This window comes from Nakamurella lactea DSM 19367, from assembly GCF_000426645.1.
Taxonomy (GTDB): domain Bacteria; phylum Actinomycetota; class Actinomycetes; order Mycobacteriales; family Nakamurellaceae; genus Nakamurella; species Nakamurella lactea.
In genome coordinates this window covers 37,497-52,901 of sequence record NZ_AUFT01000020.1, presented here as the reverse complement: position 1 = coordinate 52,901, position 15,405 = coordinate 37,497, and the positions used below count along the sequence as shown (strand labels likewise).

The 15,405-nt window shown below is 70.3% G+C and carries 14 protein-coding genes; 1 reads left to right on the top strand and 13 read right to left on the bottom strand.

The features are described from left to right. Window positions 1-57 precede the first annotated feature (57 nt). From K340_RS0118640 to K340_RS0118610, 7 genes are all read right to left on the bottom strand, one after another. The gene (locus K340_RS0118640; protein WP_029137821.1) at window positions 58-1,062 is read right to left on the bottom strand and encodes a uroporphyrinogen decarboxylase/cobalamine-independent methonine synthase family protein; all 1,005 of its coding nucleotides are present in this window, start codon (window positions 1,060-1,062) and stop codon (window positions 58-60) included. Continuing rightward, on the bottom strand, window positions 1,059-2,132 hold the full coding sequence (gene mnmA / locus K340_RS0118635; RefSeq protein ID WP_029137820.1) for a tRNA 2-thiouridine(34) synthase MnmA: 1,074 nt from the start codon (window positions 2,130-2,132) through the stop codon (window positions 1,059-1,061). The genes K340_RS0118640 and mnmA overlap by 4 nt, the downstream gene beginning before the upstream one ends. Then, window positions 2,129-3,355: a cysteine desulfurase family protein gene (locus tag K340_RS31410; RefSeq protein WP_051266821.1), complete on the bottom strand. Its 1,227-nt coding sequence runs from the start codon at window positions 3,353-3,355 to the stop codon at window positions 2,129-2,131. The genes mnmA and K340_RS31410 overlap by 4 nt, the downstream gene beginning before the upstream one ends. Window positions 3,356-3,513: 158 nt before the next feature. Then, window positions 3,514-4,494: a lysophospholipid acyltransferase family protein gene (locus tag K340_RS31405; protein WP_154674351.1), complete on the bottom strand. Its 981-nt coding sequence runs from the start codon at window positions 4,492-4,494 to the stop codon at window positions 3,514-3,516. Beyond that, complete coding sequence (locus tag K340_RS0118620) at window positions 4,491-5,339, bottom strand: GNAT family N-acetyltransferase (RefSeq protein ID WP_029137819.1); 849 nt, start codon at window positions 5,337-5,339, stop codon at window positions 4,491-4,493. The genes K340_RS31405 and K340_RS0118620 overlap by 4 nt, the downstream gene beginning before the upstream one ends. 88 nt (window positions 5,340-5,427) lie before the next feature. Then, on the bottom strand, window positions 5,428-6,780 hold the full coding sequence (gene gabT, locus K340_RS0118615; protein ID WP_029137818.1) for a 4-aminobutyrate--2-oxoglutarate transaminase: 1,353 nt from the start codon (window positions 6,778-6,780) through the stop codon (window positions 5,428-5,430). 79 nt (window positions 6,781-6,859) lie between these two features. Beyond that, window positions 6,860-8,326: an NAD-dependent succinate-semialdehyde dehydrogenase gene (locus K340_RS0118610; protein WP_029137817.1), complete on the bottom strand. Its 1,467-nt coding sequence runs from the start codon at window positions 8,324-8,326 to the stop codon at window positions 6,860-6,862. A 134-nt stretch (window positions 8,327-8,460) separates the two neighbouring features. On the opposite strand from K340_RS0118610, the gene K340_RS0118605 reads away from it, so the two are divergent. Beyond that, the gene (locus tag K340_RS0118605) at window positions 8,461-9,036 is read left to right on the top strand and encodes a helix-turn-helix domain-containing protein (RefSeq protein WP_029137816.1); all 576 of its coding nucleotides are present in this window, start codon (window positions 8,461-8,463) and stop codon (window positions 9,034-9,036) included. A gap of 82 nt (window positions 9,037-9,118) precedes the next feature. On the opposite strand, the gene K340_RS0118600 is transcribed toward K340_RS0118605, so the two are convergent. The 6 genes from K340_RS0118600 to K340_RS0118575 form a co-directional block, all read right to left on the bottom strand. Next, window positions 9,119-10,075 carry an electron transfer flavoprotein subunit alpha/FixB family protein gene (locus tag K340_RS0118600; protein ID WP_029137815.1) on the bottom strand — a complete coding sequence of 319 codons (957 nt, stop codon included), beginning with the start codon at window positions 10,073-10,075 and terminating at the stop codon, window positions 9,119-9,121. A 48-nt stretch (window positions 10,076-10,123) separates the two neighbouring features. Next, window positions 10,124-10,894, bottom strand: a complete 771-nt coding sequence (locus K340_RS0118595; protein ID WP_029137814.1) for an electron transfer flavoprotein subunit beta/FixA family protein — start codon at window positions 10,892-10,894, stop codon at window positions 10,124-10,126. Window positions 10,895-11,118: 224 nt separating this feature from the next. After that, window positions 11,119-11,598 (bottom strand): nucleoside deaminase, encoded by a 480-nt coding sequence (locus K340_RS0118590; RefSeq protein WP_051266817.1) that lies wholly within the window; start codon window positions 11,596-11,598, stop codon window positions 11,119-11,121. Window positions 11,599-11,671: 73 nt separating this feature from the next. Further along, window positions 11,672-12,571: an ABC transporter permease gene (locus K340_RS0118585; RefSeq protein WP_029137812.1), complete on the bottom strand. Its 900-nt coding sequence runs from the start codon at window positions 12,569-12,571 to the stop codon at window positions 11,672-11,674. Further along, window positions 12,568-13,653, bottom strand: coding sequence for an ABC transporter permease (locus tag K340_RS0118580; protein WP_211229533.1), 1,086 nt, complete (start codon window positions 13,651-13,653; stop codon window positions 12,568-12,570). Before K340_RS0118580 ends, K340_RS0118585 begins: the two co-directional genes overlap by 4 nt. After that, window positions 13,650-15,404, bottom strand: coding sequence for an ABC transporter ATP-binding protein (locus tag K340_RS0118575; protein WP_029137810.1), 1,755 nt, complete (start codon window positions 15,402-15,404; stop codon window positions 13,650-13,652). The genes K340_RS0118580 and K340_RS0118575 overlap by 4 nt, the downstream gene beginning before the upstream one ends. Between the last annotated feature and the right edge of the window lies 1 nt (window position 15,405).

Genomic DNA, 15,405 nt, shown 5'->3' with positions numbered 1-15,405 from the left:
ATGTAATTCAATCCCACACTCGTGTCCCGCCCGGCCGGGGCCGGACGATGGCGCGCGTCAGAGCCAGCTGTCCGGCGGTTCCAGCAGGGCACGCCCGAGGTCCCGGGCAACCTTCATCCGCTGCACCGCCGTCGCGATCGTGTCCGCCTGCCCACCGGCGGCCGTCGGAGTGATAGCGCCGGCGACATCCTCGATCGGATAACCGATCTGCCGCCAGCCGGCGAGTAGCGCCGGCCCAACCGTCGAGGTCTTCGCATCGGGCGGCAGTTCGATCTGCAGACGGATCCCGTCCTGCACGACCTGCCCCACGGCGTCCAGCAGTGCGGACGATCGGCCGGTGATGTCGGCCATTGCTCCGGTCAGGGCGCCGAAACCCGCCGCCCGCAACAGTTCCCACAATGGCCCGGCAGGTACACCGGCGGCGATCACCGGTCGCTCACCGAGGGCGGCGACGAAATCGGCCAGGGCGGTCCGAACGGTGTCGACCGGTACGTGCCGAAGCGTGCCGAAACCGCTGGCGGTCGGGATCGGCCCGTCCAACACGGCGCCCAGGTCCGGTTCTTCCAGTTGTACGGCTATTTCGACACCCGGCAGCCGTCGGCCGAGCTCGGCCAGGTGCTGGGTCAGCCCTTCGGACAGCGACCCGGCCAGATCCGCGACCGCACCGGGGTCGCCGACGGCGAGGTTTCCGGAGGGCAGCTCGAGTCGGGCGGCCAACGTCCAGGGACCGAGCAGGTGAATCTTGAGTCGCTCGGCAGCCCTGGCGTGCTCACCCACCGCGTCCAGGTCCCACTGACGAAAGTCCTTGGCCCGCCGGTCGTCCATCCCTGGCCGGCGGCTGATCCGCCACCCGCTCGGGACCACCTCGCCGAAGATGTCGACCAGCAGCGCGATGGTTCGCCCGACCGGGTCAGCACCGACCCCGCGAGCCGGCAGTGCCGGAACGAAGGGCAGCTCGGGCAGCTCGCCGACGACGGCGCGCACTGCCTCACCAATATCGGTGCCGGGCAACGGTCCGAGGCCCGTCGCACTGCCGGCGGGCCAGGAGGTGGTATCGCTCATCGGGATCCGGTGATGGTGGCCGCGCCGATCACGTACTCGTCGTCGGCATCGTAGAGCACCACGGTCTGGCCCGGTGCGATGCCACTGATCGGCGCGTCCAGGTCGATCCGGATCGCGCCGTCGACCAGATCTGCGGTGCCCCCGACGGTTCCGCCGTGCGCGCGCACCTGGGCCACCGTCCGCATCGGGAACCGCGGCTGCTTGCCGGTCGAATAGACGATCCGGTGCGCGGCGGTGATCTCGGTCACCTGCAGCCCAGCAGCGGGCCCGACGGTGACGGTGCCGGACACCGGCTCGATGCCCAGCACGTACCGCGGCTTGCCGTCCGCGGCCGGCCGCTGCAGACCCAGTCCCTTGCGCTGCCCGATGGTGTAGCCGAAGTAGCCGGTGTGCTCGCCGAGCTGCTCGCCGGTCTCCGCGTCCACGATCGGACCTGGCCGCTCGCCGAGCTTCTCGGCGAGGTAGGCCTGGGTGTCGCCCTCCGGGATGAAGCAGATGTCGTAGGAGTCGGGCTTGGCCGCCACCGCGAACCCGCGCCTGGCCGCCTCCGCCCGCACCTGCGTCTTGGTCATCTCGCCGAGCGGGAACATGGTGTGCGACAGCTGTTCCGCGGTGAGCACCGCCAACACATACGACTGGTCCTTGCCCTCGTCGACCGAGCGGTGCAGGATGCCGTCGGCGAGCTTGACGTGGTGCCCGGTGGCCACCGCGTCGAACCCGAGCGAGATCGCCCGGTCCAGCAGCGCGGCGAACTTGATGGTCTCGTTGCAGCGCAGACAGGGGTTCGGGGTGCGTCCGGCCTGGTACTCGGCGAGGAAGTCGGCGACCACGTCCTGTGCGAATTCTTCGCTGAAATCCCAGACGTAGTACGGAATTCCCAGCAGATCGGCGACCCGGCGGGCGTCCAGCGCGTCCTCGACGGTGCAGCAGCCCCTGGACCCGGTGCGCAACGTCCCGGGCTGACGGGACAACGCCAGATGCACGCCGGTGACCTCGTGCCCGGCGTCGACCGCGAGCGCCGCGGCCACCGCCGAGTCGACCCCGCCGCTCATCGCCGCCAGCACCTTCATCGCGGGCTCCCGGTCAGCAGTGGTGACACATGCTGCGCGCGGGCATTCGTCCGCTTCGCATTTGCGTCCTTCGCCCGCCGAACCACTTCGCCGATGACGGCGGTTACCGCATCGATGTCGGCATCGGAGCTGGTGTGGCCCAACGAGAACCGCAGCGAGCTGCGGGCGGCCGGCTCGTCCAACCCGATCGCCAGCAGTACATGCGAGGCCCGGGTCACCCCGGCCGTGCAGGCCGACCCGGCCGAGCACTCCACCCCGGCGGCATCCAGCAGCATCAGCAGCGTCTCGGACTCGCAGCCGGGGAACCGTAGGTGCACGACACCGGGAAGCTGCGCCTGATCGGCGGGATCCGATCCGGTGAGCTCGGCATCGGGCACGATCGCCCTGACACCGTCGATCAGCCGGCGACCGAGCCGGGCATACTCGGCCGCGCGCACCGCGCGACGCGTCACCGCTTCTTCCACCGCTACCGCGAGCCCGACGGCGCCGGCCACGTTGAGCGTGCCGGAGCGCAGGCCGCGCTCCTGGCCGCCGCCGTGCTGCAGCGGCACCAGCGCCGCATCCCGGCGCAGCAGCAGCAGGCCGGTCCCACCGGGGCCGCCGAGCTTGTGGCCGGCGATCGACAGCGCCGCGGCGCTGGAGCGGGCGAAATCCACATCCAGGGTGCCGACCGCCTGCACGGCGTCGGTGTGCAACGGGAACCCAGCCGCGCCGGCGATGGCGCTCAGCGCCGCGATGTCGCTGACGGCGCCGGTCTCGTTGTTGGCCCACATCACGCTGGCCAGTGCGATCCGGTCCGGCCGCTCGGCCGCCGCGTCAGCGAACGCATCGCGGGTCACCCGGCCGTTGCGGTCCACCGGAAGGCGACGGATCCGCGCCGCCCCGGTCGCCGCGAGGTGGTCGGCCGCATCGAGCACGGCATGATGCTCGGCACCCGAGAGCAGGATCTCCCGCCGCGCGGGATCGGCCCGGTGACGGGCCTGGAACAGGCCGGTGACGGCCAGGTTGTCGGATTCGGTGCCACCGGAGGTGAACAGCACCTCGCTCGGATGGGCGTCCAGCAGCGCGGCGAGCAGCTCCCTGGCTTCCTCGATCCGGCTGCGGGCCGCCCGCCCGGCGCTGTGCACCGACGAAGGGTTGCCGCCCACGGCCATCGCTTCGGCGACAGCCTCGACCACCGCCGGCAGAACCGGGGTGGTAGCAGCATGATCGAGGTACACCATCGGTCCCCAGGGTAATCGCCCGGCGACCGTGCGGCGGCCAAGGTACCTAACCCGGCCGCGGCGCCGGGCGCATTCTTGTCCCGCGGCCGCGCCTGGTCCAGACCCGCAGCGAGGTTCGTCGACGATCCACACCCGATGCACATCCGTTGAACACTCAACTAACAACCAGGTGCCACAATCTGGAGTTCCGACGGTTCGGCCGTCGGCGCAGGTCGACGTGCGGGGTAGGCACCGACACCTGCGAGGGAGCGCCGTCGGGCCCCGACCCCGGCGGCGCTCCCGGCTTCGGCCGGACGTTCGGCCCGTCGCCGTACCACCGGCACTGTGAGAGCCCGGGCGACCGCACGTTCGGCAGCCGAGGCCAGCCGCTTGCGGTCCACCGCCCGATGCCCGGTGCCGGCCACCGCCGGAATGGGCGGCAACCAGTGCACCTGCACCACAAGTCCGCGCACCGCCAGCACCCGGCGCAGCGATTCGATCAGTGTCTCGTCGCCGAGGAAAGCCGGCACCGGGGTGGGTTGTCCGTCAATGTCGAGGTATCTCAGGGTGACCGGCGCGACCACAACGGCGGCGTCGATCGCCGCTTGGAACACACAGCGGTAGAACTCCCCCACCGCGCCGCCGCACCGGGTGGTGGCCTCCGGGAAGACCTGCACCTTGTGCCCCTGACGCAACGCCAGCGCGGCTGCCTCGACCACCTCCGGCAGCGCCCGTGGCCGGAACCGGTCGAGGAAGATCGTGCCCGTTCGCCGGGCGACGCCGGAGACCAGGGGCCAGTCGCCGACCTCGGTCTTGGCGACCTGCCGCATCGGTGTCTGCGCCGAGAGCACCAGGATGTCCAGCCAAGACAGGTGATTGCCCACCACCAGGGCAGCACCGGACCGGGGTGTTCCGGACGTGTGTACCTGGACGCCGAGGGCGGCCAGCACCGGGCCGGAGACGCGATGCAGCGCCCAGGCGCCGCGACGTCCGGCGGTGCGACCGGATCCGGCGGCGAGCACCCGGACGACGATCAGCGCCAGTCCGATCGCGGCCGCCGATCGAGCCGCCACCGCGGCCCGCGCGGCAGGGCTCCGGCGCGGCAGTGTCGGATGATCGTCCAGACAGCCAGGGGTGCAGGCGGCGCGCCGGCAGGTCATCGCCCGGCCGCCGAACCCAGAAAGAACCGCAGATAACGCTGGTCGGCCCGCTCCAGATCCAGCAGCACCAGAAAGTCCGCGGTACCGAACTCCGGGTCCAGCGCGGCCGGCCCGCAGACCACGGCGCCGAGCCGCAGATATCCCTTGAGTAGCGGCGGAATCGTTGCCCTGGCGGGCCTTTCGATTCCGGTCGGGTCGAACGGCCGGTACGGTCGACAGTGATATTTCTCCGGAGCCGCATGCCGGGCCATCGCCAGGTCGCCGAAGGCCGCAGCATTGCCGCCGCCGTCGTCCAGCGCTACAGACGCGCAGCCCACCAGATAGCGATAGCCGGACAGATGCATGTAACGGGCGATCCCGCCCCAGAGCAGCGATACCGCGGTACCGCCGCGGTGATCGGCATGCACGCACGAACGGCCGGCCTCGACGCAACTGTCGAGTAGGCCCTCGAGTGGGGTCACATCGAACTCGCCGGCCGCATAGAGGCCGGACGCCAGCGGGGTGCTGTCGTTGCTGTGCGGCGGCAACAGCCGGTAGGTGGCGACCGCCTGTCCCCGACGGCTGCCGATCGCACCGCCGGCGTCGAGTCGATCGGCGTCGTGGCCCGGGTCGTTGCGATCGCTGCGGTGCCAGACGATCAGGTGATCACAGAGGTCGTCGAAGTCATCGGCGTCCACGCCGTCCGGACCGGGGGTGATCGCCCCGAATTCGGCGGAGAAGACCTCGTCCCGCAGGCGGCGTGCGGCCTGGACGTCGCCGGAGTCGGCGGCCAGGGACAGTCGGTAGCGGTCGGTGGTCGGGTGATGGGGATCCGGCGCGTCAAGGAGCAGCTCGGTTGTCGTCACAGATCCCGATGGTGACCGGTGTCGGGGTGACAGCGGCACCGCGGGCGTAGCGGTCGCGTGACCACCAGGTGAACTGTCCGAACGCCGCTCAGATCGCCCGGACGGCGTCGGTGAGTACTCCGAGGCCCTCCACCAGCAGCTGCTCGCCGATCACCAGGGGCGGCAGCAGCCGGATCACATTGCCGAAGGTGCCGCAGGTGAGCACGACAACACCCTGGGCGTGGCAGGCCTTGGCCACCGCAGCGGCGACCGCCGGATCCGGGTCCGTGGTCCCCGGGATGACGAATTCCGCCGCCAGCATCGCTCCCCGCCCGCGGACATCGCCGATCCGGCCGGTCTGCTCCGCCACTGTCTGCAGGATCGGGACCGCGGTGCCCTCGATTCGCTTCGCTGCCGCGTTCAGATCCAGATCGGCCATCGTCTCGATCGCTGCCAGGGCAGCGGCACAAGCGATCGGGTTACCGCCGTAGGTGCCCCCGAGGCCACCGCCGTGCACGGCGTCCATCAACTCGGCCCGTCCGGTGACCCCGGCAAGTGGCAACCCACCGGCCATTCCCTTCGCCGTGGTCACCAGGTCCGGCACCACCCCCTCGTGGTCGCTGGCGAACCAGTCGCCGGTGCGACAGAAGCCGGATTGGATCTCGTCGGCGATGAACACCGCGCCGCTGCTGGTGCACCACTGCGAGAGGGCCGGCAGGAATCCATCGGCGGGAACGACGAAACCGCCCTCGCCCTGGATCGGCTCGACCAGCACCGCGGCGACCTGATCGGCGCCGATCTGGGTGTTGATGATCGAGATCGCCCGCTCCGCAGCCTCTTTGCCGCCCAGCCCGTCCGGATCCCGGAACGGGTACGACATCGGCACCCGGTAGATCTCGCCGGCGAACGGGCCGAAACCTTTCTTGTACGGCGCCGCCTTGGCCGTCAGCGCCATCGTGAGATTGGTCCGGCCGTGGTACGCGTGGTCGAACACCACCACCGCGGTACGGCCGGTGGCCAGCCGGGCGATCTTGACGGCGTTCTCCACCGCCTCCGAGCCGGAGTTGAACAGCGCGCTGCGCTTGGCGTGGCTGCCCGGCGTCAGCTCGTTGAGCTTCTCGGCGACCTGGACGTAGCCGTCGTAGGGCGTCACCATGAAGCAGCTGTGGGTGAAGTGGCCGACCGATTCCCGCACCGCGGCAACGACTTTCGGCGCGGCATTGCCGACCGAGGTGACCGCGATTCCCGAGGCCAGGTCGATCAGCGAGTTGCCGTCGACGTCGACGATCACCCCGCCGCCGGCGTCGGCGGTGTACACCGGCAGGGTCGACGCGACTCCGGCACTCACCGCAACGGACCGCCGCTGGTGAATGGCGGTCGACTTCGGTCCGGGGATGGCGGTGACCAGCTTTCGCTGCTGCGGCAGATCACTGCGGTACGCGGGTGTTTCGGCGGTGGTCATGACGTCCTCTGCGTTGGGGCGGTCAGGTGCTCGATGAGGGTGGGCTTGGTCAACCCGGATTTCGTCAGCCCGGATTTCGTCAGCCCAGGGCGATGCCGACGTACTTGGTCTCCAGGTACTCCTCGATGCCCTCGGCGCCGCCCTCCCGGCCGATCCCGGACGCCTTCACCCCGCCGAACGGGGCGGCCGGGTTGGACACGATGCCCTGGTTGAGCCCGACCATGCCGGTCTCCAGTGCCTCGGCGACCCGGAATGCCCGGTTGACGTTCTCGGTGAAGGCGTAGGCGACCAGGCCGAACTCGGTGCGGTTGGCCAGCTCGATCGCCTCGTCGTCGGTAGTGAAGGTGGTGACCGGGGCGACCGGCCCGAAGATCTCCTCGGAGAACACCCTGGCCGACGCCGGCACGTTGCCGAGCACGGTCGGCGCGTAGAAGTATCCCTTGTCCCCCACCGTCTTACCGCCGGTCAGCACGGTGGCGCCGGCGTCGGTGGCATCGCTCACCAATTCGGTGACCTTGTCGATCGCCGCCTGGTCGATGAGCGGGCCGACCTGTACACCGTCGTCGATGCCAGGGCCGACCTTCATCGCGCCCATCCGCTCGCTGAGTCGAGCGGCGAACTCCTCGGCGACCGACTCGTGCACGATGAACCGGTTCGCCGCGGTGCAGGCCTCGCCGATGTTGCGCATCTTGGCCAACATCGCGCCGTCCACCGCCCGGTCCAGGTTCGCATCGCCGAACACCACGAACGGCGCGTTGCCGCCGAGTTCCATCGATACCTTGAGCACCTGCTGCGCGGACTGCTCGATCAGCCTGCGGCCCACTTCGGTCGATCCGGTGAAGGTGAGCTTGCGCAGCCGCGGGTCGCGAATGATCGGCTCGGAAACCCTGCCGGAGCTGGACGTGGTGATCACGTTGACCACGCCCGCCGGGACGCCGGCCTCGACAAGCACCTGGGCCAGTAGCAGGGTCGTCAGCGGGGTCTGCGCGGCCGGTTTGATCACCATGGTGCAGCCGGCGGCGATGGCCGGGCCGATCTTGCGGGTGCCCATGGCCAGCGGGAAGTTCCACGGGGTGATCGCGAAGGCGGGCCCCACCGGCTGCTTCATGGTGAGCAGCCGGGTGCCGCCGGAGGGCGCCACCGAGTAGCGGCCGGCAATCCGCACGGCCTCCTCGGAGAACCAGCGGAAGAACTCGGCGCCGTAGGTCACCTCGCCCCTGGCCTCGGCCAGCGGCTTGCCCATCTCCAGCGTCATCAGCAGGGCGAAGTCGTCGGCGCGCTGCTGCAACAGCTCGAAGGCCTTGCGCAGGATCTCGCCACGGACCCGCGGATCCGTTGCCGCCCAGTCCTTCTGCGCGGTGACGGCGGCATCCAGCGCCTGCTTGCCCTGCTCCGGGGTCGCGTCGGCGACGGTCGCCAGGACCTCGCCGGTGGCGGGGTTCTCCACCTCGACCCCGCCGGTGGTCGGCACCCACTCGCCGCCGATGTGGAGCCCCTTGGGTACGGAGTCGACGAGCGCGGAAACGGTGCCTGCGGTGACGGTCATTCGGGGCTCCTGAGTTCGGTTCGCGGCGGCGCCGGGCACCGCGCGGTGGCATCCGGTGTCGACGCCGGGGTTTAATGCCATAAAACTACGAACTCGATCGCGCCGCAAGGCCCGCAGGAGGTGACGCGCCCGTCATGACCCAGGATTCCGTCGATCAGCACTCCGGGATGGACGAGGCCGGGCCACGGCTCCGCGCGGCCCGGGTGGCCAAGGGGCTGACGTTGGCGGCCGTCGCCGAGCAGGCCGGCATCAGCAAGGGCTTCCTGTCGCTGGCCGAGCGCGGCCGGACCAGGGTGTCGGTGCCGAACCTGCTGGCCATCTGCGCGGCCCTGGACATCTCGATCGGTTCGCTGTTCGCGTATCCGGACTCGACCGTGGTCGGTCGCGGCAGCCGGCTGCAGATGGGCGGTATCGGGGTCGACGAATACCTGCTGACGCCGGCCGAACAGCCGCACCTGCAGGTGATGCGGACCAGGCTGCAGCCCGGCGGCGGTTCCGGCGGCGCCTACCGGCTGGACAGCGAGACGGTGTTCGCGCTGGTGCTTGCCGGCGCGCTGCAGATCGTCGTCGACGGCGAGCCCCGGCTGCTCGCCGAGGGCGAGTCGACCACCTACCCGGCCCGCTCGCTGCACGAATGGATCAACCCGTCGGAGAGCGACGGTGCCGAGGTGATCTTCGTCTTCGCCCCGCCGCTCCCCCGCGACCCCTGACCGCGGCCCCCGCCCGGCGGGGCACAGCATGACGCCCGGCGGACCACGAGGATCCGCCGGGCGCCATGGGTCTGCCGGCGGGTCAGGCCTTGCGGGCCTTGACCTCTTCGGACAGCTTGGGTGCCACATCGAAGAGATCGCCGACCACGCCGAAGTCGGCGATCTCGAAGATCGGCGCGTCCGGATCCTTGTTCACCGCGACGATCGTTTTCGATGTCTGCATGCCGGCCCGGTGCTGGATGGCGCCGGAGATGCCGAGCGCGACGTACAACTGCGGCGACACCGTTGTGCCGGTCTGGCCGACCTGGAACTGCTGCGGGTAGTAGCCGGAGTCGACTGCCGCCCGGGAGGCGCCGACGGCGGCACCGAGTGCATCGGCCAGGTCCTCGACCACGGCGAACTGCTCCGCAGAACCGACGCCTCGACCGCCGGACACCACGGTCTGCGCGCCCGCCAGCTCCGGCCGGTCTCCGGCCGGCTCCACATGCACGGCCGTCACCGTTGTCGCCGTCGCCGGGTCCACCGAGAACTCCAGGGCGGTGACCTCGCCCGCCCCGGCCTGCGGTTCCGCCGAGATCGCGTTCTGCCGCAGCAACACGATCGGTGCCGGCGTGGTGACCTTGGTCTGCACGGTGTACGAGCCACCGAAGATCGACTGGGTGGCAACGCCTTCGGCATCCAGATCGACCGCGTCGGCGATCAGGCCGGAGCCGAGCCGGACCGCCAGCCGTCCGCCGATGTCCTTGCCGTCAACGGTGTTCGGCAACAGGATCGCGGCGGGCGAGGCACCCTGCGCGGCCGCGGCCAGCGCCGCCACCTGCGGCGTCACCAGGTACTTGCCGACGTCGTCGGATTCGGCTGCGTAGATCTTCTCCGCACCCAACGCGGTGAGATCGGCCCGCAACGAGTCGGTCGTGCCGGGCACGCCGACCACCACGGCGGCCGGGCTGCCCAGCCGGCGGGCAGCGGTGAGCAGCTCCCCGGTGATCGTGCGGACGGCACCCTCGGCGTGCTCGACCAGAACAAGAACTTCGGACATTCGTTGTCTTCCTTGTCTTTTCAGTAGGTCGGGAGGTCTTCGGTGGGGTCAGATCAGCCGCTCGGCCGCCAGGAAGGCAGCCAGCTGGCTGCCCCCGGTGCCGTCGTCGGTGACCTTCTGGCCGGCTTCGCGCGGCGGCTTGGGGGACGACGAGACCACCTGGCAGGGCGCGGCGGCCCCGCCGGTGTTCTCCAGCCCCAGCTCGGCGATGCCCAAGGTGGTGAGCGGCTTCTTCTTCGCCGCCATGATCCCCTTGAAGTTCGGGTACCGCGGCTCGGCGATCTTCTCGGACACGCTCAGGACGGCCGGCAGTGACGCGGTGACCTCGGCATACCCACCGTCAACGATCTTCTCGGCGCTCAGTGTCGAGCCGTCGACACTGACCGCCCTGGCCGAGGACACCGATGGCAGCCCGAGCCGCTCGGCGAGCATCGCGGGGACCGTGCCGGATTTGCCGTCGCTGGCCTCGTTGCCGGTGATCACCAGGTCGAAGGTCAGCGTCTTGAGCGCGGCGGCCAGCGCCGCCGAAGTCTGCAACGCGTCGGAGCCGGCGAGGCCGTCGTCGACCACGTGCACCGCCTGGTGGGCACCCATCGCGAGCGCCTTGCGCAGGGTCTCGGTGGCCCGGTCCGGGCCCATCGTCACGACGGTCACCTCGCCGCCGTGCTGCTCGGTCAGCTGCAGGGCGATTTCGACGCCCCTCGAATCGATCTCGTCGATCACCGCATCGGCGGCGGCTCGGTCCAAGGTGCCGTCGTCACGGAGCTTGCGCTCGGAGTACGTGTCGGGCACCTGCTTGACCAGAACGGCGATGTCCATGGGCCGGTCCTCTCCATTATCTCGGTCGGCACTGCTGCTGAATCGGCACTGCTTCTGTGCCGGCGCTGTCGGCCGGGGTTGTTGTCACCGTAGTGAACGACGGCGGACGTGAGCACCCCGCCGTGCGCACTTTCGGCCCGCTGGGAGCGGAATCACATCCGTCGGTCGGGCCGCGACCGGTCAAGTTACTCACCAGTAGCCTACCGGTTGTCCGAGCCGGCCCGTCAGTCGGTGACGCCGATGTCCTCGTTCCACAGCGCCGGCAGCGCAGCGATGAATTCCGTCATCATCGCCACGCAGGACTCGTCGTCGACCACCACCACCTGCACGCCCCTGGACCGCAGCAGCTCCTCGCCGCCGAGGAACGAGCGGTTCTCGCCGATGATCACCCGCGGAATCTTGTAGAGCAGGATCGCGCCGGTGCACATGTCGCACGGCGACAGGGTGGTGATCATCGTGGACTCGGCGTACACCGAGGCCGGCAACCGGCCGATGTTCTCCAGGCAGTCGGTCTCGCCGTGCCGGATCGGGCTGGCCAGCTGCACCCGCTTGTTGTAGCCGGTACCGAGCACCTTTCCGGCATGCACCAGTGCCGCACCGATCGGGATGCCGCCCTCACTGCGGCCCTGCCGGGCGGCTTCGACCGCGATCCGCAGATAGTCCGATTCTCCGGGCAACAAGGCCCCGGGGCGGGTGTCGTTCATGGTTGGCGCCCTTCTCGTGCATGGTCGGCTGGTGCAGCGGTTCGGTGGTCGGTAGGTGGCCGACCCGGACGGGTCAGGTCCGGCGATAGGGCTTGAGATAGGCGCCGGGGTACCGCAGCGATCGACCGGCGACCACCAGCGCGCCGATCACCACCAGGTACGGCAGGGCGCTCATCAGCTGCTGTGGGATGCCGGCGAACTGCGGAGTGATGACCAACTGCAGTTGCAGCGCATCGACAGCGGCGAACAGCAGACCGCCCAGCACCGCCGGAATCACCCGCCAGCGGGCGAAGATCACCAGGGCGATGCACACCCATCCCCGGCCGTTGGTGATGTTCAGCGTGAAGGTGCCCAGCATCGCCAGGGTGATGAACGCGCCGCCCGCGGCCATCAGCATGCCGCCGAGCCCGAGGGCGGCATAGCGGGTCCTGGCCACCGAGATGCCGGCGGCGTCGGCGGCCTCCGGGTTGTCGCCGACCGCCCGCACCCGCAACCCGAATCCGGTGCTGCGCAACAGCACGAACATCGCCGGCGCCACGATCAGGAACGCCAGATAGGTGAGCAGGTACTGGCTCGCCACCGGCACGTCGGGCAGCAGCTGGGAGAACTTCGGGACCTGCGGGACCGAGCCCCCGCCGTACAGCAGTCTGGAGGCGAAGTTGCAGGAGGCGATCAACAACAGGGTGGTGCCGATCCCGGCGACGTGCTGATTCACCCCGAGGGTGACGGTGAACACCCCGACGAACAGCCCGGCCAGCACGCCGGTGACCAGGGCGGCGAGCAGGCCGATCCAGACCGATCCGGAGGACCCGGCGACCAGCACCCCGACGAAGGCGCCGGCGTACATCGTCCCTTCGATGCCCAGGTTCAGCACCCCGGCCCGCTCGGTGACCAACTCGCCGAGCGCACCGAACACCAGTGGTGTCGCGGTGGTCAGCATTGCGGTGACCATCGCCCACAGTGGCAGGTTCATTCCGCACCCCCCTGGTGTGCGGTGTCGCGAGGGGCGCGGACGATCCGGTACCGCCGGAACACCAGCATCCCGACCACCGCCAACAGCAGTGACGACGAGATGATCTGGCCCATCTGCGGTGGTAGCTGCAGGGCCAGCGACGCGTTCTGCGCGCCGACCGTGATGTTGCCCAGCAGCAGCCCGACCAGCAGCACGCCGAGCGCGCTCAGCCCGCCGAGGGTGGCCACCACGATGCCGGTGTAGCCGTAGGAATCCGAGACCTGCGGGGTGAGCTGGTGGGTGACGCCGAGTACCTGCACGGCACCGCCGAGGCCGGCAATGCCGGCCGAGATCAGCGCGGCTCCGAAGTGGACCTTGCGGACCCCGATCCCGGAGAACGCCGCCGCGTCCGGCGACAGGCCGACCGCCCGCACCCGCAGCCCGGTGACGGTGCGCGACATCACGATCCAGATCAGCGCCGCCAGCAGCACCGCCAGCGGGAAGCCAAGGTGCACAGACGAATCGGGGATCACCGTCGGCAACGCGTACCCGGGTGCCAGCGAATCGGAGACCGCGAAGCCGGTCTGCGAGTTCCGCCACGGACCGGTGACCAGCGCCTGAACCCCCAGCAGCGCCACCGGATTGAGCAACAGGGTGGTGACCACCTCGTCGATACCCCAGGTCGCCCGCAACCAGGCCGGTACCACGCCCCACAGCATCCCGGCCACGACGCCGCCGAGCAGCCCGGCCGGAATCGCCAGGGCCGCAGGCAGTCCGGGAAATGCGAATCCGGTGGCGACCGCACCGGTGGCACCGGCCAGGAACTGGCCCTCGCCCCCGATGTTCCAGTAGCCGGCCCGGAAGGCGATGGCCACGGCCAACCCGGTGAACAACAACGGGGTTGACGCCAACAACACCTCGGTGAAGGAGGTGAACGAGGTCAGCGGGGTGATCAGGTAACGCTGGTAGGCCGCCCGTGGGTTCGCCCCGGCCAGCCGGATCGGCCCGGCCGTCACAGCGAACACGATGACGACGGCGATCGCGATCAGCAGCACCACCAACCACCGCGGCTCGCGGCCGCGCAACACCAGGCGCAACCTCATGCCACCTCACCCTCGTCGAGGCGCTGGCCGGTCATCAGCAGGCCGAGGGTCCTCGGGTCCGCCTGCTCGATCGTCAGGTCGCCGACGATGCGGCCGGCGTAGATCACCACGATCCGGTCGGACAGTGCGAGAAGTTCGTCCAGGTCCTCCGACACCAGCAGCAGGCCGCCGCCGGCCGCGCGGCGCTGCAACAGCTGCGTGTGCACGAACTCGGCGGCCCCGACATCCAGACCCCTGGTCGGCTGGGACGCCACCAGGGCGACCGGCTCTCGGGCCAACGCCCTGGCCAGCAACACCTTTTGCATGTTGCCACCGGACAGTGCACCGATCGGGTCGGTCGGCGCCGCCTTGATGTTGAAGCGCTCGATCAACGCCGAGGCATGCCGCCGGACGGCGCCGGAATCCAGGAACGGGCCGCGCCGGAAGGTCGCCGCATCCTCCAGCACCAGATTCTGTTCGACCGTCAGCCCCGGGACCACGGACGCATGCCGGTCCTCGGTGATCCGGCCCAGGCCGGCGGCGATCATCCGCTGGGGGGAGGCCCCGGTCACGTCGATGCCGTTCACCTCGACGGTGCCACGGGAGGGCCGCCGAAGACCGGACAACAGCTGCACCAATTCGGACTGACCGTTCCCGGAAACACCTGCCATGCCGACGATCTCACCGGGCTGAACCACCAGGTTCAGGTCGGTCAGCAGATCCCGTCCGCGGGCCGTGCCGCCGGACAGCCCGAGCTCGCGCAGCCGCAGGGCCGGCGGTCGCAGCCGCTGCGGTGCCGCTGTCCCGGCCGGTCGTTCGCCGGCGGCGTCCGGGCCGGCAGCCGTCCCGACGTCGACGCCCCTGGCCGCCACCAGATCGGCTTCGACCTCGGCGCCGACCCCGTCCGCAGACCCGTCACGGGCGGCGGTCAGCGGTGCGGGCCGGTCGGTGCGGCGAACGCCGACCGTCGGACGGCCGACCATCATCTCCGCCAGTGCCCGCGGTTCGATGCCGGCGGCCGGCACGCTGCCGGCGATCCGCCCCCTGCGCAGGACCGATACCCGGTCCGAGATCCGGCTCACCTCACCGAGTTTGTGCGAAATGAACAGCACGCCGAGACCGTCGGCGGTGAGCCGCCTGATGGCCCCGAACAACGCCTCGACATCCTGCGGCACGAGGACGGCGGTGGGTTCGTCCAGGATCAGCAGCCGGCATTCGCGGGCCAGTGCCTTCACGATCTCGACTCGCTGTTGTTCGCCCACCGAGAGCCGATCGATCCTGGCACCCGGGTCGATCGCCACCCCGAGCCGATCCGCGGCCGCCGTCACCGCCGCGACCGCACCTGCCCGGTCGACGCGTCCGAGGCCGACGCCGGAGAGCATCACGTTCTCGGCCACCGTCATCGTGCCGACCAGCGAGAAGTGCTGCGTCACCATCCCGATGCCGGCCGCGATCGCGTCTGCCGGGGACGCAATCCGGACCGGAGCGCCGTCCACCCTGATCGCCCCGTCGTCGAACCGGGTGAGGCCGTACAGGATCCGCATCAGGGTGGTCTTGCCGGCACCGTTCTCGCCGAGCAACGCGTGCACCTGCCCGTGGTCGACGGCGAGGTCGACGCCGTCGTTGACCACCAGGTCGCCGAAGCTCTTGCGGATTCCGACCAACTCGATCAGTGGCGCGATCGGCTCACTACCCGAACCCTGTCCGCCCGAACCCGGCCCGCCCGAAACCGGCCCGCCCGGCCCCGGCGCCGGCTGCACCGGGTCGTTCATC